General features: G+C 63.9%; 23 protein-coding genes. 13 read left to right on the forward strand and 10 right to left on the reverse strand.

Annotated features, from left to right (window positions below; genetic code table 11):
• Nucleotides 1–5 precede the first annotated feature (5 nt).
• From PX52LOC_RS16815 to PX52LOC_RS16830, 4 genes are all read left to right on the forward strand, one after another.
• Nucleotides 6–1,427, forward strand: coding sequence for a sigma-54-dependent transcriptional regulator (locus PX52LOC_RS16815; protein WP_149111193.1), 1,422 nt, complete (start codon nt 6–8; stop codon nt 1,425–1,427).
• 84 nt (nt 1,428–1,511) lie between these two features.
• Nucleotides 1,512–2,006 (forward strand): DUF2383 domain-containing protein, encoded by a 495-nt coding sequence (locus PX52LOC_RS16820; protein WP_149111194.1) that lies wholly within the window; start codon nt 1,512–1,514, stop codon nt 2,004–2,006.
• Between the two features lie 183 nt (nt 2,007–2,189).
• A complete protein-coding gene (locus PX52LOC_RS16825) occupies nt 2,190–2,363 on the forward strand; it encodes a DUF1328 domain-containing protein (RefSeq protein WP_149111195.1) in 174 nt (57 codons plus the stop codon).
• Nucleotides 2,364–2,446: 83 nt separating this feature from the next.
• Entirely contained in the window at nt 2,447–2,926 is a 480-nt protein-coding gene (locus PX52LOC_RS16830; protein ID WP_149111196.1) for a hypothetical protein, read from the forward strand.
• 186 nt (nt 2,927–3,112) lie between these two features.
• Here the strand turns inward: PX52LOC_RS16830 and PX52LOC_RS43340 are convergent, their stop codons facing one another.
• The 6 genes from PX52LOC_RS43340 to PX52LOC_RS16855 form a co-directional block, all read right to left on the reverse strand.
• Nucleotides 3,113–3,238: a hypothetical protein gene (locus tag PX52LOC_RS43340; RefSeq protein ID WP_261368402.1), complete on the reverse strand. Its 126-nt coding sequence runs from the start codon at nt 3,236–3,238 to the stop codon at nt 3,113–3,115.
• Between the two features lie 27 nt (nt 3,239–3,265).
• Nucleotides 3,266–3,439 carry a DUF1328 family protein gene (locus PX52LOC_RS16835; RefSeq protein ID WP_149111197.1) on the reverse strand — a complete coding sequence of 58 codons (174 nt, stop codon included), beginning with the start codon at nt 3,437–3,439 and terminating at the stop codon, nt 3,266–3,268.
• Nucleotides 3,440–3,512: 73 nt separating this feature from the next.
• Nucleotides 3,513–4,625 carry a 3-deoxy-7-phosphoheptulonate synthase gene (locus PX52LOC_RS16840; protein WP_149111198.1) on the reverse strand — a complete coding sequence of 371 codons (1,113 nt, stop codon included), beginning with the start codon at nt 4,623–4,625 and terminating at the stop codon, nt 3,513–3,515.
• A gap of 34 nt (nt 4,626–4,659) precedes the next feature.
• Nucleotides 4,660–6,024, reverse strand: a complete 1,365-nt coding sequence (locus PX52LOC_RS16845; protein ID WP_149111199.1) for an L-serine ammonia-lyase — start codon at nt 6,022–6,024, stop codon at nt 4,660–4,662.
• A 178-nt stretch (nt 6,025–6,202) separates the two neighbouring features.
• Nucleotides 6,203–6,562 (reverse strand): hypothetical protein, encoded by a 360-nt coding sequence (locus PX52LOC_RS16850; RefSeq protein ID WP_149111200.1) that lies wholly within the window; start codon nt 6,560–6,562, stop codon nt 6,203–6,205.
• Between the two features lie 30 nt (nt 6,563–6,592).
• Entirely contained in the window at nt 6,593–8,461 is a 1,869-nt protein-coding gene (locus PX52LOC_RS16855) for an AI-2E family transporter (RefSeq protein ID WP_168219048.1), read from the reverse strand.
• 267 nt (nt 8,462–8,728) lie between these two features.
• Between PX52LOC_RS16855 and PX52LOC_RS16860 the strand changes: the two genes are divergently transcribed.
• From PX52LOC_RS16860 to PX52LOC_RS16885, 6 genes are all read left to right on the forward strand, one after another.
• On the forward strand, nt 8,729–10,054 hold the full coding sequence (locus tag PX52LOC_RS16860) for a coproporphyrinogen-III oxidase family protein (protein ID WP_149111202.1): 1,326 nt from the start codon (nt 8,729–8,731) through the stop codon (nt 10,052–10,054).
• A 4-nt stretch (nt 10,055–10,058) separates the two neighbouring features.
• The gene (locus PX52LOC_RS16865) at nt 10,059–10,523 is read left to right on the forward strand and encodes a glycine cleavage system protein H (protein WP_149111203.1); all 465 of its coding nucleotides are present in this window, start codon (nt 10,059–10,061) and stop codon (nt 10,521–10,523) included.
• Nucleotides 10,524–10,527: 4 nt separating this feature from the next.
• Nucleotides 10,528–11,550, forward strand: a complete 1,023-nt coding sequence (locus PX52LOC_RS16870; RefSeq protein WP_149111204.1) for an ATP-binding protein — start codon at nt 10,528–10,530, stop codon at nt 11,548–11,550.
• A 20-nt stretch (nt 11,551–11,570) separates the two neighbouring features.
• Complete coding sequence (locus PX52LOC_RS16875) at nt 11,571–11,798, forward strand: hypothetical protein (RefSeq protein ID WP_149111205.1); 228 nt, start codon at nt 11,571–11,573, stop codon at nt 11,796–11,798.
• Entirely contained in the window at nt 11,744–11,935 is a 192-nt protein-coding gene (locus tag PX52LOC_RS43920; protein WP_149111206.1) for a type II toxin-antitoxin system RelE/ParE family toxin, read from the forward strand. Before PX52LOC_RS16875 ends, PX52LOC_RS43920 begins: the two co-directional genes overlap by 55 nt.
• 120 nt (nt 11,936–12,055) lie before the next feature.
• Complete coding sequence (locus PX52LOC_RS16885; RefSeq protein WP_149111207.1) at nt 12,056–13,858, forward strand: prenyltransferase/squalene oxidase repeat-containing protein; 1,803 nt, start codon at nt 12,056–12,058, stop codon at nt 13,856–13,858.
• Here the strand turns inward: PX52LOC_RS16885 and PX52LOC_RS16890 are convergent.
• Nucleotides 13,827–14,786: a ThuA domain-containing protein gene (locus PX52LOC_RS16890; protein ID WP_149111208.1), complete on the reverse strand. Its 960-nt coding sequence runs from the start codon at nt 14,784–14,786 to the stop codon at nt 13,827–13,829. The genes PX52LOC_RS16885 and PX52LOC_RS16890 overlap by 32 nt on opposite strands.
• A 259-nt stretch (nt 14,787–15,045) precedes the next feature.
• On the opposite strand from PX52LOC_RS16890, the gene PX52LOC_RS16895 reads away from it, so the two are divergent.
• Both PX52LOC_RS16895 and PX52LOC_RS16900 read left to right on the forward strand, forming a co-directional pair.
• Nucleotides 15,046–16,863, forward strand: a complete 1,818-nt coding sequence (locus PX52LOC_RS16895) for a polyprenyl synthetase family protein (protein WP_149111209.1) — start codon at nt 15,046–15,048, stop codon at nt 16,861–16,863.
• A gap of 51 nt (nt 16,864–16,914) precedes the next feature.
• Complete coding sequence (locus tag PX52LOC_RS16900; RefSeq protein WP_149111210.1) at nt 16,915–17,484, forward strand: hypothetical protein; 570 nt, start codon at nt 16,915–16,917, stop codon at nt 17,482–17,484.
• On the opposite strand, the gene PX52LOC_RS16905 is transcribed toward PX52LOC_RS16900, so the two are convergent.
• Genes PX52LOC_RS16905 through PX52LOC_RS16915 form a run of 3 tightly spaced genes read right to left on the reverse strand, consistent with a single transcriptional unit; the run spans nt 17,477 to nt 21,726 of the window.
• Nucleotides 17,477–19,603: a hypothetical protein gene (locus tag PX52LOC_RS16905; RefSeq protein ID WP_149111211.1), complete on the reverse strand. Its 2,127-nt coding sequence runs from the start codon at nt 19,601–19,603 to the stop codon at nt 17,477–17,479. The genes PX52LOC_RS16900 and PX52LOC_RS16905 overlap by 8 nt on opposite strands.
• A gap of 9 nt (nt 19,604–19,612) precedes the next feature.
• Nucleotides 19,613–19,855, reverse strand: a complete 243-nt coding sequence (locus PX52LOC_RS16910) for a hypothetical protein (protein WP_246173745.1) — start codon at nt 19,853–19,855, stop codon at nt 19,613–19,615.
• Nucleotides 19,852–21,726 carry a helicase-associated domain-containing protein gene (locus PX52LOC_RS16915; RefSeq protein WP_149111212.1) on the reverse strand — a complete coding sequence of 625 codons (1,875 nt, stop codon included), beginning with the start codon at nt 21,724–21,726 and terminating at the stop codon, nt 19,852–19,854. The genes PX52LOC_RS16910 and PX52LOC_RS16915 overlap by 4 nt, the downstream gene beginning before the upstream one ends.
• Nucleotides 21,727–21,892: 166 nt before the next feature.
• Between PX52LOC_RS16915 and PX52LOC_RS16920 the strand changes: the two genes are divergently transcribed.
• Nucleotides 21,893–23,056, forward strand: coding sequence for a patatin-like phospholipase family protein (locus PX52LOC_RS16920; RefSeq protein ID WP_149111213.1), 1,164 nt, complete (start codon nt 21,893–21,895; stop codon nt 23,054–23,056).
• Nucleotides 23,057–23,083 lie beyond the last annotated feature (27 nt).

A 23,083-nucleotide genomic window follows, 5' to 3' on the forward strand; every position in this document is an offset into this window, starting at 1 on the left:
AGTGTATGACACCCTCTGAGCCCCCGGCGAACGTCCCGCAGAGCATCCTCGTGGCCGAGGACTTGAGCGACGCGCGGGATTCGTTGCAGCAACTTTTACACCTGTCGCTGAATCTGGACGTGGACGTGGCGGCCGACGGGGCCATTGCGCTCGAGATGCTCCGCAAGAAGTCTTACAGCGTCCTCATCACCGACTTGCGGATGCCGAAGAAGTCGGGCCTCGACCTGATTCAGGCCATTCAGGACGAACGCCTGCCGGTCACGTGCATCGTCACCACCGGGCACGGCGACGTGCAAGACGCCGTGCAGGCGATGCGCCTCGGGGCGTACGACTTCCTCACGAAGGGCTACAACCCGCAGCACTTGCTGCTGTTGGTCCAAAGGGCCTTGAGCGAACGGGCTTTGCGCGACGAGGTGATCGCCCTGCGGTCGCAGCTCCAAGGCCGGCATTCCTTCCAGAACGTGCTCAGCAAAAGTCCGAAGATGGCGGACCTGTTCGACCTGATCTCGAACATCTCGGACACGTCGAGTACGGTCCTGATCCTCGGCGAAACGGGTACCGGGAAGGAACAAATCGGGCGGGCCATTCACCAGGCATCGTCGAAGATTCGGCCGGGGGCTTTCGTGGCCGTCAACTGCGCGGCCTTGCCGGAAACGTTGCTGGAGAGCGAACTGTTCGGCCACGAGAAAGGCTCGTTCACCGGGGCACTCGCCCAGCGGAAGGGGCGGTTCGAGCAAGCCCAAAACGGCACCCTCTTCCTCGACGAAATCGGCGACGTGCCGTTGTCGATGCAAGTGAAACTATTGCGGGTTCTGCAGGAACGCCGCATCGAGCGGGTTGGCGGGACCACGTCGATCGACATCGACGTCCGGGTCATTGCGGCAACCCACCAACCGATCGAAAAGCTCGTCAAGGAAGGGAAGTTCCGAGAAGACCTGTACTACCGCCTGAACGTAATCCGGATCGAAATTCCGCCCCTGCGAGAACGCCCCGAGGACATCCCGGTTCTGGCCGAGCACTTCCTCGCGAAGTTCGCACGCCCCGGGCAGAACGTCACGATCACGCCAGAAGCGATGCAGGTTCTGTTGAAGTACGATTGGGCAGGGAACGTCCGCCAACTGGAAAACGCCATCGAGCGGGCTTGTGTCACCGCACGGGATGGGGTGATTCGACCGAATAATCTGCCCAGCGATGTCGCCCGACAGAACGAAAGTAAGCACCCGCTTCAGGTTGATTTAAGTCGTCCTCTCGCGGAACAACTCGCGCAAATCACTGCGCACTACGAAGAGCGATATTTGCGCAAGGCCCTTCGAAAAACTCGAGGACATGTCGGCAAATGCGCCACAATTTCCGGCCTGAGCCGTCGGAGCGTGACGGACAAGATCGCCCACTACAAGATTGACAAGGCGCAGTTCAAGCAGGACTGAGCAGTGCGCCGCGGGTGTCTGGCACCATTCTTGCTCAATTGCCATCCACTTTGCGGTTCCATGCACTCGTCGGGGTAGAGACACATGACCCTTCACACTGCGGAATACAAGACCACGGAACAGGCCTCCCAATTCACGGACAGTAACCGCGAGGCAATGAACTCCTTACTGCGGGGGGAGTTGTCGGCCGCCGAGACTTACGAACAAGCGATCCCGAAGTTTGAGGACATGAACGTCCGCTCGACGCTCAGCCACATCCGGGACGAACACCGGCAAGCCATCGACATCCTGCAATCTCACATCCGGCACATGGGCGGCACCCCGAGTGAAAAGTCGGGCATATGGGGCACGATGGTTACCACCCTGACGGAGGCCGCGAAAATCCTCGGCCCGCAAACCGTTCTCGGGACTCTGCAACAAGGCGAGGAAGTCGGCATCGGCAGCTTCGAAGCCATGATCGAAGACCAGAGCGTGCCGACGGAGTGCAAGAACGTCATTCACACGGAATTGCTGCCGCGGTGCAAGGCCCACATCCAAACGCTCGACACACTTTCCAAGAGCTTGGAAAGCAAATCGTAGTGACCGCGACGATCTCCCTCCAAGACCGCAGGCAGGTGCCTGCGGTCTGACTGTTTATGTCCTGCTGAGTCCCATCACACTTCGCAATTCCATCTTGATGTTCTTTTGCCTTTGGCACCCCTCTTGCTTTATTCTATTCACTCTCTTCCTCAGAGAGTCTTAAACCACTAACGGGAGACGGCCATGTTACACTATTCCCTCGTTTTCCTGGTCATCGCACTGCTCGCGGGCATTTTCGGATTTACTGACGTGGCCGGAACTTCTATGTACGCGGCACAAATACTCTTCTTCGTCTTTCTCGTGTTCTTCGTTGTCTCGTTGCTGGTCGGACGCCGGACACCAACGGAGGCGATTTAACACCGCTCTCTTGTGAAGACATTCACAACGTAAAGCATGGGGGATGATTCATGACTATGACATTGGCGATTCGACCTTCTGAGATGGAACTCCCCGACCGATTGGCGACGATTGCCTCCAACGGACCGACGGCCATCGCCCACCGCCTGAGCGAATTGGACACCGAATGGACGACCGGCCGGGCCGTCAAGGCGACGACGGGTCTCCTACTGGTAGCCGGTATCTTCCTGGCCGCATTTGTGGATCCTTGGTGGTTGATTTTGCCGGCCGTAGCCGGTGCTGCCTTGCTGCAGTACATGTTCTTCCGCCGCAGTTGGCTCACGCACATTTTCTCGGCGGCCGGACTGCGATCGGGTGCAGAGATTGAAAACGAGCGAATCGCACTCCGCGTCTTGCGAGGTGACTTCCAGCAACTGCCAACAGTTTTTCAGGTCGAAGACCGGGACGCCGTGTGCCGGATGGAAGGCGAGGGCGGTTCCTGTGTCGGGGACGAGTGCACGAAAATCGATCCTCGAGATGCGGCCACGATGATCCTTGAACAGACCGGCGGTTCGAAACACTAATTCTGCCGAGTGAAACACAAATAGAAGGAGCCGCTCAGATAGCGGCTCCTTCTATTTGTGTTTCACTCGGCAGATATACATTCAATTTGAATCTTCAGGCCGGACACGCTGTTCAAGTTGAAGCATGAAACGCGAGCGGGGCGAGCCGTTTGGCTCGCCCCGCTCGGATGATGGGAGGTCAATTGCTTACCACTTGGTGCAGCCACCGATCACCAGCGCGATCAGGATCACCGGGATCGGCATGCCCAGCAGCCAGGCAATGGCGGCATAGCTAATACGGGCGGCACGGTTGGCGGCATTTTGGATCTTCATAGAGCACCTTATTGAGGGAGTGAGAAGTCACAGTTCCGATGAGGTCTTGAAGCTCCCCACGATCAAGAAGATGACCGCGAGAATCAAAAAGACCGCACACAGTGCTTGCGCTACCACGAATGAGAGTCCGGCGATGAGGCCGAAGCCAAACGTGGCGGCCAGCAAAGCAATCGCAAAAAATGCGATGGCCAATCGTAACATGTGACCCATCCGGTTCGTATCGGAGCAGTCGTTTGCTACGCGAAGAACAGGATGCACCTTGAATGCCAAAAGCTCATTTTCCCGGCGGCGTTGAGCGGGTACGGCGAGATCGCACGGCCCCCGCGAGTTCTTCCAGCACCTGGACCGTCTCGGCCCACCCGATGCACCCGTCGGTCACGCTCTGACCGTAAGTCAACGCGCGGCCCACGGTCAGGTCTTGCCGACCCTCGACCAGATTCGACTCGGCCATCATGCCGACGATCCGCCGGTCCCCGCCGGCCACCTGCGCGGCGACCGCGGCCGCCACGGCCGGTTGCCGGTCGTACCGCTTGCTGCTGTTGGCGTGCGACACATCAACCATCAGTCGTTCGGGGAGACCGGCCGCGGCCAGTGCACGACAGGCTGCGGCAACACTCGGGGCGTCGTAGTTCGGGGCCGAGCCACCCCGCAGGATGACGTGGCAGGCGTCGTTCCCCCGCGTTTCGACGATCGCAACTTGGCCGTTCTTGTGAACCGACAGGAAGTGGTGCGGTCGGCCGGCCGCCAGGATTGCATCAACCGCAACCTGCACGTCCCCGTCCGTCGCGTTCTTGAACCCGATTGGCGCGGACAGGCCGCTGGCGAGTTCGCGGTGGACTTGCGATTCCGTCGTTCTCGCCCCGATGGCCCCCCAACTCACCAGGTCGCCGATGTACTGCGGCGAGATGGTGTCGAGAAACTCGCACCCGGCCGGCACGCGGAGGCCGTTCACCCGGATGAGCAGGTCGCGAGCGATCCGCAGTCCCTCGTTGATACGGAATGTGCCGTCCAGGGCCGGGTCGTTAATCAGCCCCTTCCACCCCACGGTCGTCCGCGGCTTCTCGAAGTAGACGCGCATGACCACTTCCAGGTCGGCGGCCAACCGCTGCCGAACTTCTACTAAGCGGCTGGCGTATTCGAGGGCCGCGGCCGGGTCGTGGATCGAACACGGCCCGACGATGACGAGTAGGCGGTCGTCCCGGCCGTCGAGGATCTCCCGCACGGTGGACCGCGTTCGGGCGACGAGTTCCTCGGCCGGCGACCCGCTAATTGGGAAGAAGCGGATGAGGCTTTCCGGCGGCGGGAGCGGAACGACGGAGGCGATCCGTTCGTCGTCGGTGCGTGAGGTCCGGTCCGAGTGAAACGGGGGCGTGGGGTCGGTGGTCAACGCTGCTCCTGAGAATAAGTAGGGTTCGGCTCGTTTAACACTCGACGCGGTTGACGGCCAGACCGCCGAGCGATGTTTCCTTGTACTGCACCTGCATGTCCGCCCCGGTCCGCCGCATCGTCTCGATGACGTGGTCGAGCGAGATGCGGTGAGTGCCATCGCCGTGCAGAACGGCCAACCGGGCGGCGTTGACCGCCTTCACCGCGCCCATCGTGTTCCGCTCGATGCACGGCACCTGAACCAAGCCGCCGACCGGGTCGCAGGTCAGCCCGAGGTTGTGCTCCATTCCGATCTCGGCGGCGTTCTCGATCTGGGCGTTCGTCCCGCCCATGACCGCGGCCAAGCCTGCGGCGGCCATGCTGCACGCCACGCCCACTTCCCCCTGACACCCGACCTCGGCGGCCGACAGCGAGGCGTTCCGCTTGTACAGCATGCCGACGGCGGCGGCCGTCAGCAGGAACCGCCGGCCGTTCTCGGCCGTCGCACCCGGGTAGAACCGGTAGTAGTAGGCGAGGACGGCCGGGATGACGCCGGCCGCGCCGTTGGTCGGGGCGGTCACGACCCGCCCGCCGGCCGCGTTCTCCTCGTTGACGGCCAGCGCGAACAGGCTGACCCAATCGAAGACCGCGAGCGGATCGACGGTCGCGGTGGCGGTCAGTTGGCGGTGGAGGTTGTGCGCCCGCCGCTTAACGCCGAGGCCGCCGGGCAGGGTGCCGCCGGTCGCCATCCCGCGGGCCATGCACTGGTCCATCACGCCCCAGATGTGGTCGAGGCCGGCGTCGGTTTCGTGCGGCGGCCGCCACGTGGCCTCGTTCTCGGCGATGATGTCGGCGATGGCCAACCCGGTTCGCCGGCCGATGGCGAGCAGCTCCGCGGCGGAAGTGAACGGGTGGGGGACGGGGCCGGGTCGCCCGCCAGCCGTTTCCTCCCCTTCGCGAACCACGAAGCCGCCGCCGACCGAGTAGTACGTCTCCTGGAACAATTCTTCCCCGGACGCCGCGTAGGCCGTGAAGCGGACGCCGTTCGGGTGGAACGGCAGCGTCTCGGTTTCGTGGAACAGGAGATCGTCGGCCTCGCGGAAGGGGACGATGACTTCCCCGCCGAGGCGGAGCTTTTCGGTGCCGCGGATCACGTCCACCAGAGCGTCAGCGGCGTCCGCATCGACGGTGTCCGGCTTCTCCCCCGAAAGGCCGAGGAGCACCGCCTTGTCGGTGGCGTGCCCGCGGCCGGTCAGGGCAAGTGAGCCGTAGAGATCCGTGACGACGCGGCCGACGGTCGGCAGGATTGCAGATTCGCGCAGGGCTGAGACGAACCGAAAGGCGGCGACCATCGGCCCAACGGTGTGCGAACTCGACGGACCAATGCCGACTTTGAACAGGTCGAAGACGCTCAGATTCATCGGCTACTCCCGGAGAGGAAACGCCGACGCGGAGAACGACGGTCAATTCGTTAAGTCTATTATCGACCGCGTGCGGGGAGAAGGAAGGTGTGTCGATCAGATGAGTTCCGTTGCGCGCAAAAAGAGGAGGGGGCGGCTTGTTAGCCGCCCCCTCCTCTTTACCGACACATTTTCGACATTACACCCGGCACGCTCGACTGAGCAGGAACCCCGCCCCGAACGCGATGAGCAGCGAAGGTAGCGGGTTCCGTTTCACTAACTCGGCCACGTCTTGGCCGTATTCTTGAACGCGGTCGCCGACTTGCTCCGCCGCCTTCATGCCTTGTCGGGCGGTTTGCGAGACGCGGTCGGCCACGAACTGAGCTTCGTCCTGCACGGTGCCCGCGATCGCGCGGAACTTATCCTGGGCCTTCTCAGCCACTTGCGAGGCACCATCGGCCACGCGGCTGATGACGTCTCCGCTACTGTCCGCGGCCCGCTTACCCACATCGGCGATGTTGTCGATGCCGTTATTCATGCGATCTTTGATATCGGCCATGATGAACTCCTTGGGCGAATGCCAATTGGCTCACGAAACGACGTTGGTAACTTGTGCAGCGCCCGTGCCAATCAGCGGCGGCTCCTGCGATTTTTTCTCAACCTTAACCTCGGCTTCCACGAGCGGCCGCCAGGAGGCGAGTTTGGTCAGGGTCTCGGTCATTTTCACCTCGACTGCGGTTGCCCCCACGGCAATGAGTTCTGCAAAACTGTCCGAGTTCGCCACGTCCCCCCACCGTCCGACGAGGATGCGCACGTCCTTGTTGTGCTGCCGCAGTCGCTTGCACAGATAGCGAACTTGCACCAACCCGGACGGCGGGAGCGATCCGATACAGACCACGTCGGGCTTGAACTCGTTCACCCGCTCGACCAACTCGGCCGCGAGGGTGTCGACGCTGAGGGTGTCGATCTTCCACTTTTTGAATTCCAGCAAGCCCGCCAGGGTGTCCAGGGCGAGTTGATCGGCCGTATCGCGGGCGGGAATGATGAGCAACCGATTTCGCCCGATCGGGTCGGCCGGGTCGGTCGGATCGGTCCCGGGCTGGTCTTGGTTCGCGATCGTGTCGGTAATGACTTCCCGCGTGGTAGCGATCACCGTCTGGAGTTGTTCGGGGGTAAACTCCCCCGAGTGCATGGCCGCCTTGGCCTGGACCAATGCCGGGTAGATGAGCGTGTCGAACACTTCCAATGGCGCCTCGGTCGTGTTCTTCTCGATCACGCGCAAGGCGTCGTCCGCGTCTCCCGACATCAAGCGTTGGAACAAGGCCACTTCCGGCGGGAGGGGTGGTTCTGTTCCGAGAAGGATTTCCAAAAAGCGGAACCGGGTCGAGTGCCGGCCGAGAACTACCAGGCAGGTCGAGATTGGCCCGGACAGGATCAACCCGATCGGCCCCCAGAGGAACGACCAGAACGCGGCCGAGATCAGTTGGGCGACCTCGGAGACGCCGAGCTTGGAGCCGTACAAGAAGGGTTCGATCACATTCCCGCACAGCAATTCCAGCACGGCGTAGACGACCAAGACCGCGATGGGTTGCCACAACTCGTCGTCCGACGTGGTCGCGAAACTGAAGGCGACCGGCAGCACGACGCCGATCCAGGTGCCCAGGTACGGCACGTACCGGAGCAGGGCGGCAATGAACCCCCACAAGAGTGCGTACTGCAACCCCAGGCACCAGACGGAAAAGGCGATCACCAGCCCGAAGGAAATGTTGAGCATGAGTTGCGCGAGCAAGTACTGGCTGAGTCGCGTGGTCGCGTCATCGAGAGCCCGCGTGGTGTTCGAAACCGCTCCGTCGCCGACCAACCGGAGCAGTCGGTCTTTGAGGTCGGCTTGGGCCAACAGGATGAAGATCACGAGGATGAACGAGAACGCCGCCATGCCGAACGCTTCGGTGATCGGACCGATCACCAGATCGAGGCTGGACATCCACCGGGGGCGACTCGCCCCGACAACGACGGTCGTTTCGTCCGACGGGGTGCGGGCCTCGCGAACGCCCCCCATGATCGTGCGTTCGATGTCGTCGAAGGTTCCCTGGAGGAAGGCATTGTCGCCTGCGATTGCGTACCGGGCCTTGGCGATCTTGGCCTTCAATTGATCCGTGTTTTTGGTCAGTGAACTCGTCAGGCTGGTGACTTGTCGGGTAATGACGAAGGACGTTCCCAGAAAGAGCGAGGTAGCAACTGCGACCGTCAACACCACGGAGAGCGCATGGCCGACCCCTCTCCGCGAGAGGAATTTCACCACGGGTGCCAGCACGTAAGAGAAGAACAACGCCATCGCGATCGGGATGATGATGCTCCTGGCCCAGTAAAGGATGCCAAAAATGATGACGCCGCAAATCACGCTGGATTGAAGAATGACGGCGCGCTGCCAGGGTGGACACGATTTGACGGGGGGCATTCGGAATACCTGAAGGAAAAGAACGTAACCTGACGATGGCAATTCGTGTGCCAGACACGGTCGCATCGTGCGTGAGCCTGCTGTTGAGGGGCGCGAATCAGGCGTTGCCCGAGGTCGTTTTTGAAAGGATCGAGTGATTCGAGGGTATTCCTTGTCGCATCCGTGAGTTGCGCAGCTATTGTCACGCCCCGAATCGCCGGGTAAAAATTCTTCAATCACCCCGCGAGTGCCCGCCCCGGATGAGTTCCACTTTTCGGAAGTGCTGAAATGACTGATGCCGATCAAGAGAAAACGGGCCTCGGCAATTACTTCATCGCGAACTACCCCCCGTTCTCCGCGTGGAAGCCTTCGTATCTCGCTGACGCATTTGAAGCAACCAACCGGCCGCCCGTTCCCGGCACGCCGTTGGGCTTGTACCTGCACATCCCGTTCTGCCGCAAGCGGTGTAAATTCTGTTACTTCCGCGTTTACACCGACAAGAACGCTCGCGACGTGGAGGCGTACACCAACGCTCTCATCAAGGAAGTCGAACTGTGCAGTCGCCTTCCCATGATTGGCGACCGGAAGCTGGATTACGTCTACTTCGGGGGCGGCACGCCCTCGTACCTGAGCGCGGCCCAACTGCGGGCGATGATGGAGCGGCTCAAGGCGATTATGCCGTGGGACGCGACCCGCGAAGTCGCGTTCGAGTGCGAACCGGGCACCCTCCAGCAACATAAGCTCGAAACGCTGAAGGAACTCGGCGTCACGCGGTTGTCGCTCGGCGTTGAGAACTTCAAGCCCGAGATTCTCCAGTTCAACGGCCGGGCACACCTCGAAGACGAAATCCACCGCGCCTACGGCTGGGCGCGTGACCTGGGCTTCCGCCAAATTAACATCGACCTCATTGCCGGCATGGTCGGCGAGGACTGGGACAACTGGAAGGACTGCGTCCGCAAGACGATCGCCCTCGCCCCAGACAGCGTGACGATCTACCAGATGGAATTGCCGTTCAACACGCGGTTCTCGAAGGAACTGCAACAGGTCGGCGAAGAGGCCCATCCGCCGGCCACGCAAGTCGCCGATTGGCCGACGAAACGTGCGTGGGTGAAGTACGCCTTCGACGAGTTCCTCGCCAACGGGTACGAGATTTCCAGTGCGTACACCGTCGTGAAGGGCAAGGCGAACAACCCGTTCATCTACCGCGACGCCCTCTGGCACGGGGCGGACATGTTCGGCACCGGCGTCGCCAGCTTCGGCCACCTGAACGGCGTTCACGTCCAAAACGTCGATACCTGGGAAGCGTACATCGACAAGCTCGACAAGGGCGAACTGCCGCTCGGCCGGGCGTTCCCCGTGAGCGACAAACAGAAGCTCATCCGCGAGATGATCTTGCAACTGAAGACCGGCCACTTGGAGAACGAATACTTCCGCCGTAAGTTCGGCAAAGACATCTCGCGCGAGTTCGAGAACGGGTACAAGCAACTTCAGGACGAGGGCTGGCTCAAGGTAACGCCGAACGGGGTGGACCTGACGCCGGCCGGCCTCATGCAGATCGACCGCCACCTGCCGACATTTTTCGAGCCGGAACACGCCTCGAAGCGATACACCTAACCGAATGGCCGAATCGCTGACGTTCATGATGGGGAAGTTCGCCGCGCACCTGCCGGCGGACCGGCGGTACTGTCGCAACCACATGTGGTGCGAACCGCGGTCCGATGCCGCCCGCTTCGGCTTTTCGTCCTACGCGGTGCGGCTGATGCAGGACGTGTACTTCCTGGAATGGAAGTTCGACGCCCCGCGGGACGTGGCCGCCAAGCAAGAACTCGGGTTCGTCGAAAGCTCGAAAGCGCAGAGCGAACTCTACGCCCCCCTCGCCGGTTCGATCACGCAGTTCAACGCCACGCTTCTCTCCGACCCGTCCGCGATCAACGCCGACGGCTACGGCGACGGGTGGCTGTTCGAAATGACCGCCGACACGGCCCCCACACTGAGCGCCGCCGAGTACTATCAATACCTGGACTCGGCTTGGGCGACGGCCCAGCGAATTCTGAAGAACCAAGTCAACCTCGACGACGAGTAACGCCATGAGCCGAAAAGTGACCGTGGTTCTCTCGCAAGCCCCCGGCAAGAACCCGGCCAAGCGGTCCCTCGAAGAGAGCATCGCCGCCGCGCTCCTGTTCGAGCCGGGCGTGGACGTGTCGATCGTGCCGAACCTGTACGACCTCGGCCCCGACCACACCGGCCGGATGTTTCTCGAAGGCCTCGGCGGTGACGTGATCGTGCTCTCGTGGCTCTACCCACGGGCCGCGTTCTGGCTGCTCGACCGCGACGGCATCAAGGGCCACTTCGGCGAAACGCAACTCAAGCCGCCGGGCGATGACGACGAAGAGGAACCGGAAGAAGTCGGCGAGAAGCCGTCCGCGATCGGGCCGAGCGGGGCCATCCCGGACCGGCACATCTACACACTCGACCTGCGGGACTTCAACAAGCCCGAGCCGTACCTGACGGAAGTCCGCCGCATCGTGGCCGAGTGCCAGGACCGGCGGGCGAAGAAGGCCGCCGAGAAGGCGGCCACCGCCGCCCCGGTCATCGTGCAACTCGGCCTGCTGACGAAGCCGCCGCAGGAGTTCGCCCCCGATCAACTGCTCGCTCCGGCCGGCCGACGGTGGTATCCGGTGATCGACTACAGCCGGTGTACGAACTGTCTCGAATGCCTCGATTTTTGTCTGTTCGGCGTGTACGGCGTGGACGCCTTCGACCGGATCATTACGGAAAACCAGGACCAGTGTAAGAAGGGCTGCCCGGCGTGCAGTCGCGTTTGCCCCCAGCAAGCGATCATCTTCCCCGAGTACAAGTCGGCCGCCATCGCCGGCGGGGAAGGGGCCACGGTCGGCGGACTGAAGATCGACCTGAGCAAGCTCTTCGGCGGCGGCGACGCGGCCGACCCCCTCGCGGCTGCCGTGGCCGAACGCGACCGCGAACTCGTGGCCGACGGCCGCGCCGCCGTCGGCACGACCGTCGGTCTGCCGAAACGCCAGACCGGCACCGCCGGCCCGAAGGACGACCTCGACAAGCTGGTGGACGACCTCGATTCGTTGGGGTTATGATGAGGCAGGGAGGGACTACGATGGAAAGCGTGAAGCAAGCGGCCGTCAAAATCCTGGATGAGATGCCGGACGACTGCACATGGGAACAAATCCAGGTGCGATTCGAACTGTACGCCGTCATCCAACGCGGTGAGCGGGAGATCGACGCTGGCGGTGGTATTCCCAACGACCAGGTGATGATGGAGGCCGAGGAATGGCTGGCATCGTCTGGACGACCGACGCTCGCCGCGAATTCGACGGAATCCTAGCCACCATCCGCCGGGAAGTGGGTCTCGGTTCGGCCCAAAAGTGGCAGCGGCGGTTCGCGAAAGCGGTCGCACAGATCGCGACCCACCCCGAACTGGGATCACCCCTTGAGGAGTTTTCCCTGGTGGGATCACCGTGAGCAATTCATAGGCCCGTATCGGATGATCTACCGCTTCGATGGAACGAACTGTCGCATTCTTACCGTCAGGCGGGCCGCCCAGCAGTTGCCCGACCGCCCGGGTGAGTCGGCGGACGACGCATGACGACGCGCGAAGGATATCGCTTCGATTCTGCCTACCTCATCGCTCGCGACGCCTTGCTCGCGGAGCGCACGCCGGACGGCTATTGGGTCGGCGAACTCTCGACCTCGGCCCTCAGCACGGCCGTTGCAGTCATCGCCCTATACTTGGTGGACGCCGAGAAACATCACGCAATCATCACCGGCGGCTTGCGGTGGCTGTCCGAGAATCAGAACGCTGACGGCGGCTGGGGCGACACGGTCAAGAGCTTCTCGAACATCTCCACGTCGATGCTCTGCCGGGCGACATTCGCGATCGCGAAGGCAGAAAATGAATTCGCGCCGACCGTGCAACGTCTGGAAGCGTACCTCGACGCCACGTGCGGCCGTTCGCCGGCCGAGCGGGCGGAGGCAATTCGCAACCGCTACGGCAAGGACCGCACGTTCAGCGTGCCGATCTTGATGACGTGCGCCCTCGCCGAACTCGTGCCGTGGCGGGAGGTGCCGCGGTTGCCGTTTGCGCTGGCGTGCCTGCCGCAGAGTTGGTACCGCTTTCTCGGCTTCCCGGTCGTTAGTTACGCCCTGCCGGCCCTCATCGCCATCGGCCAGTGCGTCCACCACCACCGGCCGACCTGGAACCCGGTGCTGGCATCGCAATCCCTCGCGAAGTCGCCGAGCTTGAAGGTGCTGCGGCGCATTCAGCCGTCTAGCGGCGGCTACCTGGAAGCAACGCCGCTGACCGCGTTCGTGACGATGAGCCTCGCGAGCATCGGGAAGAAGGATCACGAAGTCGCGCGGGAGGGCGTGCGCTTCCTCGTCGATTCCGTGCGGCCGGACGGCAGTTGGCCGATCGACACGAACCTCTCAATCTGGGTGACGACGCTCAGCGTGAACGCCCTCGCGGCGGCAGGCGACCTCGACGCGCTGTCGGAGAAGGAGAAGTTGCTCACATGGCTGCTGGGCCAGCAGACGAAGGAACGGCACCCGTACACCGGAGCGGACCCCGGCGCGTGGGGGTGGAGCCACCACCCCGGCAGCGTGCCCGACTGCGACGACACGCCGGGGGCACTGATGGCGGCGAGAAGTCTCGACCCGGCTGGCGACCTCGGCGACATCTTGCGGGGCCTTCGCTGGGTATGCGGGCTACAGAACCGTGACGGCGGCTGGCCGACCTTCTGTCGCGGGTGGGGGAAACTACCGTTCGACCGCAGTGGGGCCGACTTGACAGCCCACGCACTGAGGGCATTTCAAGCGGCTTGGGGTGACGCCCAGCAGGTGCGATTTGCAACCGATCCGCCGATGGAACACCGTTTTCTACACACAATATCCGCGGCGGCCGTTCCGTCGGGTCTGGACTATCTACGAGATCATCAACGCCCCGACGGTTCTTGGCTCCCTCTCTGGTTCGGAAATCAACACGCGGCGGACGACATCAACCCCGTTTATGGAACGGCCCGCGTGCTTGCGGCGTACCGAGACTGGCGGCGCAAGAATTCGGAGGAGTGTCAGAACGGTGTCAGTTTCTTACTCAATGTGCAGAACACCGACGGCGGGTGGGGCGGGGCCAATGATTGTCCGTCGAGTGTCGAAGAAACGGCAGTCGCCGTGGAAGTCCTACTCGATCTTGCCCCCGGCCCGCAGGTCGAGCGCGGGGTGTTGTGGCTGATCGAAGCCGTCGAGTCAGGCCGCTTCCGCGAGCCGTCGCCGATCGGCTTCTACTTCGCCAAACTCTGGTACTTCGAGAAACTCTACCCGCTCATCTTCACCGTCGCGGCCCTCGGCCGAGCACGGGTCACTTCTTCTCGGGGGGCAGGATCGGTTTGAACTCGGCCTTGCCCTTCTTGTCGAGATTCTTGTTCAGGTCGGCTGCGTCGAACTCGGCCTTCGCGCCGCTCTCCGGCACTTCCACGTGAGCCGTCCACAGGATCGCGTTGACCACGATTCGCCGGAAGTTCTCGTCGGCCCAGTTGCGGTGGAAGTGGCCGCCGGTGAAGCCGAAGCCGCGGCCCTTGTTGTCGCGCTCGTAGGCCCACGCCATCGTCTCGATCTCGCCCTTCCGGCCCGCGGTGTACTTCGTGGTCCGCGTGTTGTCCGGCGGGACCGCTTGCAGGATCGGGGTGACGTTCTTCATGTCCTCGGGGAACCGCATGCCGTAGTACCACTCGTCGCGGAGGGTGAACGGCTTCACGCCGCGGGTGATCGGGTGCGTCGGCAGCGTGCGAATCACCGCGTCCCAGTGCGGGTTGATGCTGTAGTCCGGCTCGTAGTAGCCGCCCATCCAGCCGAGGACGCGCTTGCCGTGCTGCGGCAGGTAGTCCACCGCGTAGTGTAGGTTCACCCAGCCAACGCCCTTGTCCATGAGTTTTTGAAGGCGGTCCATGCGGTCGCCGGCCGCGTCCTTCTGCACGACGGGGTGGCCGTTGCGACCGTCCATGTAGAACAGCACACTGTCGGCGATGTCGAACAACTTCTCGTTCTTCGGCCAGCCGTCTTTCGCCATCACCGGCCAGACGTTCGGCGTTTGCTTCAGCAGATTCATCAAAATGGCCGTGCCCGCGTAGAACTCGTGGTCGCCCGGCCCGTGACTGGGCTTCCCGGCGATGAGGAGGACCACCTTCCCCTTGAAGTCGTCCGGCGGGGCGACTTCGAGCGGAACCTTCGACTGGTCGTAGGGGTCAATCGCCGGTTTATCTTGCGCCGAGGCGACGTTCGCGAACGCGGCCAATAGTACGAGCGTGGAAAGTCGGAACATGGAGAGGAGCCCTCGTCGGAGTTGGGAACCGGACCCGATTCGCCGGCTAAGGGACAGAGTATACGGGAATCGCCCGTCCTGTTGCGCCGACCGCGGCCCCCAGATTTCCGGCCGGCGGGGCGGGGTTTCCCATTGGCACGACCGCCCGGAGTTGCGAAACTAATACCGCCCGCTGAAAGACCCCCCGCCCGGCCACGGTATCCTTCCCGACCGTGCTGCCGTCCGTTGGCCGTGCCCCCTTCGAAGGAATGCGATCGTGATGACCGCCGATCTTCCACCCAACGCACCTTCGGAAGGCAAGCCCAAGAAGCCGAACACCGCCGCGTTCAAGGTCGTGCCGGAGACACGCGCCAACCGCGACCGCATCCGGGACGCCGCGACCGCCGCCGTCGCGAAGCTCGACAAGTCGAACCCGCTCACTCGAGATACGTCCCGCGAGTTGGCCGACGCCTTGCTAAGTTCGCTCGGCCTCGGCGATCAGTACCTCGGCTTCACGATGGTGATGCTGACGAACGCCTTCTGGCGAGAACAGGTCGCGGGCATTCCGTTCCACCGCCGGTTGATGCTCCTGCCGCACTGCTTGAAGAACGCGGAAGGGTGCCCGGCCGAGTACGACGAGTTCGGCCTCGACTGCGAGAAGTGCGGCGCGTGCAGCGTGGCCGACTACAAGACGAAGGCCGAACAACTCGGGTACAAGGTGCTCGTCAGCGAGGGGACGCCGATCGTCCTCAAGATCATCATGTCCGGCCACGTCGATGCGATCGTCGGCGTGGCCTGCCTGAACGTGCTGGAGAAGGCGTTCGACAAGGTGCTGCTCGCCGGCATCCCGTGCGTGGCGACGCCGCTGTTGTCGAGCAACTGCAAGAACACGTCGGTCGATCAGGACTGGGTGTTCGACATGATCGACCTGAAGACCGCGCCGCCGGAGCAGCAGACGAAGACCTACGTCCGCTTGATGCGGGCCGCGAACCAAATGTTCGAGGAACCGGAACTGTCTCGCCTTGCGCCGCCGGCTCGCCGTGGCGGGGCAGCGAACGACCCGCTGGCGAGGCACGAGGCGATTGCCTACGACTTCCTCGGTCGCGGCGGCAAACGCTCCCGGCCGTTCATCACGCTCGCGACCTACGACGCCCTCACCGGTGGCAAGGCGACCACGAGCGATGAGGGCTGGCAGTTCAGCGACAGCGTGAAGCGGGCCGCGATGGCGATTGAAACCTTCCACAAGGCGTCGCTGGTTCACGACGACATTGAGGACGACGACGCCTACCGTTACGGCGAACAGACACTGCACCGCGTTCACGGTATCGGCACGGCGATCAACCTCGGCGACTACCTCATCGGCCTCGGGTATCGCCTCGTCAGCCGCGACCGGCAATCGCTCGGGGCGGAAGTCGCCGCCGACATTCTCGACAAACTCGCCGACGCGCACATCAAGCTCAGCGAAGGGCAGGGGGCCGAACTGTTGTGGCGGGACGCGGCCGAGAAGGCGCTGACGCCGATGGACGCTCTGAAGATTTACGCTCTCAAAACCTCCCCGGCGTTCGAGGCCGCCCTCTACACCGGCGTCCGCCTCGCCGGGCCGATCGGGGAGTACGAGAAGCTCATCCCGGACTTCTCGCGGAACGTCGGCGTCGCGTTCCAGATTTTGAACGACCTCAAGGACTGGACCGGCGACGAGGACAACAAACTCGTGAGCGGGCAGGACGTGCTTTCGGCGCGGCCGACGCTGCTGTTCGCGCTCGCCCTGGAATCGGCGAACCCGACCGACAAGGCGGAACTGCTGAAGATCGCGAACGCGCAGTCGAACCGCACGCCGGAAGAAATCGTGGAGCGGGTGCGGGCGATCTACTTCCGCACGCAGGTCTTCGAGAAGGCCGACAAGCTGATCGAGAAGTTCCGGGCGAAGGCGGAATCGTTGGCCGACGCGGTCGAGTGCGAACCGTTCCGCGAGTTGCTCTACTACCTCGCCGACACCGTGCTGGAACGGGCGACCGTTCCGGTCGAACCGCCGGTGGCTACGACGTTTTCCGTGCCGCTCGGCCTGCCGACGGCCCGGATGGCCGTGGTCGGGAGCTAAAGTTTTGCCCTCTCCCGGAAAGACCCTCCGTCGATGGCGGTACTTCCGGGTATGAGCACCCACCTCGCCGAGCCTGCCGTGCAACCGACCCCCGATTACGACGAGCTGTACGCACTGCTCCCGGACGCCGACGGTATCCCCGCCGCGGGGCCGGTCGGGCCACTCGACATGCCATCGCCGTACCGCTCGCTGCTCGTCCACAACCACCACATGACGGTGACGGTCGAGCAGTTCTACGGTGATCGCGTGAACGTGCGGGTGTTGGAGACGCGGGTCGACGGCGACGACTATTCGCGGAAGATTCTGCTCACGCTAGCCGGGTCGGGGAAGGTTGTGCAGTTCGGGATCGTGCGGATCGACTTGGCCCAACTCGCGCCGCTCGTCCGCGAGCAGATCGTCGCGGGCCAAACGCCGCTCGGCCGCGTGCTGATACAGAACGACGTTCTGCGGCAGGTTCGGCCGACGGGTTTCGTGAAGGTCACGCCGAACGCCGCGATGCGGGAGTGGTTCCACGCGGCCGGTGATGAGGCCCTTTACGGCCGCCTCGGCGTGATCGACACCGACGGCCGTCCGGCCATCGAAGTGCTGGAGATTCTGGCCCCCATCGTCGAGCTTACGTAGGCTGCGAATCTTTCAACTGCACCCCGATTTCCGCCAACACTTCCCGCAGGCGAGTCAGGTTTTCTTCCTCGATCATCACCACGGTCGGGCCAAGGCGGTCCAGAATTAGCCCGCAGGTCTCCGGCCACTGCACAATTCCGTCCGCGATTTCGACCGACGACAACCGCACGATTCGGCACGTCTCCGTGACCGGCGACGATACCGTCGGCCCCGTGACGAACAGTCGGCCGGCGGGAGTGAGCGGATTACCCGTGCGGGACACGAACCAGCGGTCCAACTCGTCGAGCGATTGCCCTTGCTCAGTGGCCTGACGAAGCGTTCGCGGCGTGAGGCGGAACTGGCGCGGGCCGTTGCCAGTGACGGGCAGCGGTTCCGCGAGGCGGGCGATCTCCGCTTCCAGCAGCAGGTCGGCTTGCACCGGGTCCACGGCGATCGTCAGCCCGTCGTCGGCGATGGTGAGGCACTTGACCGGCTTTGCGTCGTACTCGCGGTTGCCGATCAGCCGCAGGGCCTTGAATTCCGGCTCGCGACCGTCGGCGGTCAGGCCGATGAGGTCCGTTAACTTGATGGCGACGAGGCCGCGCGATAGGGCCAGGTCGAGGTCGGCCGGCGTGGTGAATTCGACGAGCGTGGCCGTCGGGTAGACGGTGATTCGCTCCCGCTTGTCGGCCCACCGGCGGAGCAGGTCGGCCACGTTGTTCGGGACCGGCCGCATCGCGTGGCGGTCGAGTGTCTGCTTGATGCCCGCGAGCGTCAGCCCGGATTCGAGGCCGTGGTACGTCTCCTCGGCGTTCAGTTCCAGCGTACAGGCCGGGCCGATCTGCTTCCACGCGGCGAACCGCGATAGTTCCGCGATCAGCGGCGGCGTCAGCCCTTGGCGGTAGACCAGCACCTCCGCGTTCGGCTGCACCATGAGCGTCTGCGGGAAGGCCGCCGGCGGTTGTGGCTCCGGCTCGCCACAAAACAGGTAACGGCCGAAGTCCGACAGGCGGAACGTCCGCGGCTCGCCCGCCTGCACCTCCACGACCCGTAGCGGTACTGCGACGGTCAGCAAGAGGGCCTCGACCCAGCCCGCCCCTTGCGTTTTGGCCGCCTCCCGCGAGAGGGCCGACGGGAACGACGGGTGGCGGTCCCAGAGCGGGGCGGCGAGGTCGGCGGCCGTCTTCCCCTTGCCCGGCGTGAGGGCCATCTGGTCGAAGAGGATCAGGGCCGCCGTCGCCGTCGGTGACAGTGCGGTGTCACTCGGCGCGTAGCCCTTGAGCGGGTCCCACGTCTCGACCTGGAAGAACGCGGCGAACAGGTGGGTGAGGAGCGCCCACAGGCCGGCCGGCCACGAACCGAGGACGGCGTCGGCGTGGTATTCCATCTCGATCGGGCGGAACATGCCGGCGGCGGCGGCCCACTCGAACGCGAGAACGCCGGGGTCGGCGACCTTTTCGGGCACGTCGATCAGTGGGGCGGCGAGCAGGTCGTCGGCTTGCAGGCGGGTCAGGTCACGCTTGAACAGCAGTTTCGCCTGCGTCATCTTCACCGGCAGTTGCCGCGTCCGTTGCCAGACTGCCGCGAGGCGAAGGGGCCAGTCGAGGCCGTCACCGCCGGCCGTCGGGGTCGGGGCGGCGCGAGCCTTTTTGCGGTCCTCTCCGGTGCCGATTTCTCGCGAGCGGGCGGCCACGGCCGGGTGGACGAATACGCTCGCGGCCAGCATTCCGGCCCCGCCGAACCACGCGGTGAAGTCCGTGATCGGCGCGTTTCCGGGCGTCTGTGTTGGGAAGATCAGCCCGGCTTCCAGCAGCGATTGCAGCGGCGCGAAGCCGTCCGCGTGGCCCGCGGCGGCCGAGAGGGTGATGAGTTGCCCGACGTTCCAGATGGGTTGGCGGCTGAGGCCGACCAGTCGGAGTAGGGTTTGCGGCCCCTCCGGCAGTTCGCGGATGCGGCGGTCGATAACCGGGGCGTTCGTCTGCGTGGCGGCGGCCTTGTCGGCCAGGTCTTCGACCGTCTGCCCGATCTTGGGCTGAACGAGTCGTGCCGACACGGCGCGGGACAGGGGTTCGGCGTAGCGGTCCAGGGTTTCACGGACGCGCTCGGTCCAGGTCGTATAGTCCGCGATCGGTGGAGGCATTCTGTCGTTCTACGACTCCGTCCGGTTAACGACTTGGGGGGTATGGCCCATCTTGCGAAGTTCGTCCAGAACCGCCTCGACCCGCCCCGGCCGGATGAGCAGCACGCGGTCGGACAGTCGGCCCACGACGTCGCCCGCCAACTTCTTGCGGGCGAGCAGTTCCTGGGCGAGCACCGCGTCCTCCGTCATCACGAAGCAAACGCGGCGGTGCAACTTCGCGGCCAGGCGTGGCGAGGGGGCGGTGTCGTTCACGTCGTCTCCACGGGGGGCGGGGCGGGCAGGAAGCGGCGCTCGTCGAGGATTTCGTAGCTGTAGCCCTGCTCAGTCAGGAACATCTGTCGGTGCTGTGCGAAGTCGAGTTCCTTCGTGTCGCGGGTGATGACCGTGTAGAAGTGGGCGTCGCTGCCGTCGCCCTTCGGCCGGAGCACGCGGCCGAGTCGTTGCGCCTCTTCCTGCCGACTGCCGAACGTGCCGGAAATCTGGATCAGCACGTTCGCGTCCGGCAGGTCGATGGCGAAGTTGCCGACCTTCGAGAGCACAAGGTGCCGGACCTCGCCGCGGCGGAACTGGTTGTACAGCAGTTCGCGCTCGGCGTTCGGTGTCGAACCGGTGATGAGCGGTAGGTCGAACCGCTTGCTGATGTTCTTCAACTGCGACAGGTACTGGCCGATCACGATAACCCGCTGGTCGGCGTACTGTTCGAGCAACTTCGCGACGATCTCGTCCTTCAGCGGGTTCTCGCTCGCCAGGCGGTACTTCTGCCGCCACTCGGCGACGGCGTATTCCATCCGCGCCTTGTCGTCCGGCAGGCCGACGCGAATCTCGGAACAGGACGCCGACGCGATCCAGCCCTTCGTTTCGAGTTCCCGCCACGGCACGTCGTACTTCTTCGGCCCGATCAGGGTGAACACGTCCCCTTCTCGCTGGTCCTCGCGAATCAGGGTGGCCGTCAGCCCGAGGCGGCGGCGGGCCTGAATCTGGGCCGTCACGCGGAAGACCGGGGCGGGCAGCAGGTGGACTTCGTCATAAATGATGAGCCCCCAGTCCCGCTGCTCGAAGAGTTTAAAGTGTGGGTAATCCTCCGGCGACCCCGGCCCGCGACGGCTGGTTTCCTCTTCTTCCATCTCCTCTTCGACGATGTCCGCCGCTTCGTCGTCGGGCAGTTCCTCGTCGTCGTTCCCGCCCTTTTTCTTCCGCTTCTTGCCGGGGCGATAGGTGATGATCTGGTAGGTCGCGACCGTGACGTTGCCGATCTCCTTCAGTTCGCCGGTGTACTCCTTCACGTCTTCGGCCGTTAGCGTGGACTTGTCGATGATTTCGCGAATCCACTGCTTCACGGCCGTCACGCTCGTCGTCAGCACGAGCGTGGACTTCTGCAACAGGGCCATCGCGCACACGCCGACGATGGTCTTGCCGGCACCGCACGGCAGCACGATCACGCCGGACCCGCCGCGAACGTCGCCGCCGGCGTGGAAGACGGCGGCCGCGTCCTTCTGGTAGTCGCGCACGTGGAACGGCAGGCCGGTCGTGGCGACTTCCCGCAATTGCACCGGCAGGTCGGCCCCTTCGGTGTACCCGGCCAAGTCCTCTGCCGGGTAGCCGACCGCGATCAGACCTTGTTTCAAGACGCCGCGGTGCCGGGGCTGGATGGCGAAACTCAGCCCGTCGAGCCGTTCGCCGAGGTACTCTTGCAGCTTCTTTTGCCGCGACAGTTCTTCCAACAGCGGCTTGTCACGGCAGACGAGCCGCATCAGGGTGTCGTCCACGCGCTCCAGTTTCACGCGGCCGTAGCGGCTGACCGTCTCGGTGATGTCGGCCGGGATGTTCGCGGGGATCGGGAACTTCGTGTACATCGCCAGGACGCCGAGCATGTCCTCGGCCGTGATGCCGGCGGCGGCCGCGTTCCAGAGCGACAGGTTGCTGACGCGGTACGTGTGGATGTGCTCCGGGCTTTTCTCCAACTCGGCGAACGGGGCCAGGGCGTCGCGGGCGGCGGCGTACTTCGGGTTGTCGACTTCAACGAGGATCGAGCGGTCCGACTGCACGATGAACGGGTTGGTCGGGTCAAAGCTCGGGGCGGCGGGCGGCGGCGAACTGGCGGGCTTCGTCGATGGTGAGGGCATGGCGCGTCCGAGCAGGGTGCGGGAGTCCAGAATGAGTTATCGTAGTGGGCCGACGCCGTGCCGGACAAGCCGAACGGGGAAAGTGTGGTCGATCGGTCGCGGTCACGGCCGACCTACATGCCCGGCCGTTCGAACCTATATTGATCCGACCCACCGGAGGCGGAAGATGGCCGGAGTTTGGAACCCCGTGGAAACGCGGCGGAAGTTCGGGCTGTACTTGAGTGCGGCCGAGCGGGCGAAGGTCGAGGCGAACATGGCCCCGCTGGCGCGGGTGGACCAATTTTTCGACGCCGACGCGGTCTTTGAAGGAGGCGGCGTCCTCGGCATCGCGTTCCTCGGGGCGGTCCGGCTGTGCTCGGAAGTTGGCATCCGCTGGCACGGCGTCGCCGGCACGTCGGCCGGGGCGATCACCGCCAGCCTGCTGGCCGCCGACCTGAACATCGACCAACTCGAGCAGATTCTCGCGCACCTCGACTTCATGACTTTCCTGTCGAAGAAGACGAGCCGAATGATCTTCAACGGCGACCCGAGCGACGACCTCGATCACCCGATCCTGCTGCTGACGAATCTGGCCATGACCGGCACGCTGGGGCAGTATTCGTCGGAGCCGTTCAAGGTGTGGCTCGACGAGGTGCTGAAGTGGGCCGGCAAGCAAAGCTTCGGCGAGATGTGGGACAAGAGTGCTCTGGCGAACGACCGACAGCTAAAGATCGTCGTCTCCGACGTGACCCGCGGCGAGATGAAAGTGCTGCCGGACGACCTGGAACCGGCCCGCGGAACGCCGGCCCGCGCGGCGGAGGGGGCGACGAGTACGGTGCAAGCCGGGAAGGTCGAGTACCGGCCGCCGCTGACGCCCAAACAGCGGGCGTTCAGCGTGGCGGAAGCCGTGCGGCTGTCGATGAGCATTCCGTTCTTCTTCGAACCCGGCACCCTCGAAAGTAGCCGAATCGTGGACGGCGGCATCCTCAGCAACTTCCCGCTGTGGATCTACGACGACGACACGCCGAACAAGAAGCCCGAGTGGCCGACGTTCGGCTTCCGCCTCGTGGACAAGGCCGACGCCCTGCCGCTGCCGATCGAAAAGGCCACGGACCTCCTGTCGTCGATGTTGAAGACGATGATGCTGGCCGGCGACCGCCGCTACCTGAGTCAGCGACACCAGGGGCGCGTCATCGACCTGGACCTGACCGGGCTGAACATCTCCGCCACGCAGTTCGGCCTGACGGCCGACCAGAAGGACCAACTGTACACCCGCGGTTACCTCTCGGCGAAGGACTTCTTCACGAACCGCTGGAGTTGGAAGAACCACCTGACCCTTCGCGGGTTCTGATGGTAGAATGTCGCCACCACACGCCGC

The sequence above is a fragment of the Limnoglobus roseus genome, assembly GCF_008254045.1.
Lineage (GTDB): Bacteria > Planctomycetota > Planctomycetia > Gemmatales > Gemmataceae > Limnoglobus > Limnoglobus roseus.

Bases quoted from the DNA above. Each gene is read 5' to 3' on its own strand.
- PX52LOC_RS16890 (WP_149111208.1), bottom strand. From the start codon at position 14,786: ATGTTCCGACTTTCCACGCTCGTACTATTGGCCGCGTTCGCGAACGTC.
- PX52LOC_RS43340 (WP_261368402.1), bottom strand. From the start codon at position 3,238: ATGAAGATCCAAAATGCCGCCAACCGTGCCGCCCGTATTAGCTATGCC.
- PX52LOC_RS16875 (WP_149111205.1), top strand. From the start codon at position 11,571: ATGGAAAGCGTGAAGCAAGCGGCCGTCAAAATCCTGGATGAGATGCCG.
- PX52LOC_RS43920 (WP_149111206.1), top strand. From the start codon at position 11,744: ATGGCTGGCATCGTCTGGACGACCGACGCTCGCCGCGAATTCGACGGA.
- PX52LOC_RS16845 (WP_149111199.1), bottom strand. From the start codon at position 6,024: ATGAATCTGAGCGTCTTCGACCTGTTCAAAGTCGGCATTGGTCCGTCG.
- PX52LOC_RS16870 (WP_149111204.1), top strand. From the start codon at position 10,528: ATGAGCCGAAAAGTGACCGTGGTTCTCTCGCAAGCCCCCGGCAAGAAC.
- PX52LOC_RS16900 (WP_149111210.1), top strand. From the start codon at position 16,915: ATGAGCACCCACCTCGCCGAGCCTGCCGTGCAACCGACCCCCGATTAC.
- PX52LOC_RS16830 (WP_149111196.1), top strand. From the start codon at position 2,447: ATGGAACTCCCCGACCGATTGGCGACGATTGCCTCCAACGGACCGACG.
- PX52LOC_RS16850 (WP_149111200.1), bottom strand. From the start codon at position 6,562: ATGGCCGATATCAAAGATCGCATGAATAACGGCATCGACAACATCGCC.
- PX52LOC_RS16835 (WP_149111197.1), bottom strand. From the start codon at position 3,439: ATGTTACGATTGGCCATCGCATTTTTTGCGATTGCTTTGCTGGCCGCC.
- PX52LOC_RS16885 (WP_149111207.1), top strand. From the start codon at position 12,056: ATGACGACGCGCGAAGGATATCGCTTCGATTCTGCCTACCTCATCGCT.
- PX52LOC_RS16920 (WP_149111213.1), top strand. From the start codon at position 21,893: ATGGCCGGAGTTTGGAACCCCGTGGAAACGCGGCGGAAGTTCGGGCTG.
- PX52LOC_RS16915 (WP_149111212.1), bottom strand. From the start codon at position 21,726: ATGCCCTCACCATCGACGAAGCCCGCCAGTTCGCCGCCGCCCGCCGCC.
- PX52LOC_RS16825 (WP_149111195.1), top strand. From the start codon at position 2,190: ATGTTACACTATTCCCTCGTTTTCCTGGTCATCGCACTGCTCGCGGGC.
- PX52LOC_RS16895 (WP_149111209.1), top strand. From the start codon at position 15,046: ATGACCGCCGATCTTCCACCCAACGCACCTTCGGAAGGCAAGCCCAAG.
- PX52LOC_RS16905 (WP_149111211.1), bottom strand. From the start codon at position 19,603: ATGCCTCCACCGATCGCGGACTATACGACCTGGACCGAGCGCGTCCGT.
- PX52LOC_RS16860 (WP_149111202.1), top strand. From the start codon at position 8,729: ATGACTGATGCCGATCAAGAGAAAACGGGCCTCGGCAATTACTTCATC.
- PX52LOC_RS16815 (WP_149111193.1), top strand. From the start codon at position 6: ATGACACCCTCTGAGCCCCCGGCGAACGTCCCGCAGAGCATCCTCGTG.
- PX52LOC_RS16855 (WP_168219048.1), bottom strand. From the start codon at position 8,461: ATGCCCCCCGTCAAATCGTGTCCACCCTGGCAGCGCGCCGTCATTCTT.
- PX52LOC_RS16820 (WP_149111194.1), top strand. From the start codon at position 1,512: ATGACCCTTCACACTGCGGAATACAAGACCACGGAACAGGCCTCCCAA.
- PX52LOC_RS16865 (WP_149111203.1), top strand. From the start codon at position 10,059: ATGGCCGAATCGCTGACGTTCATGATGGGGAAGTTCGCCGCGCACCTG.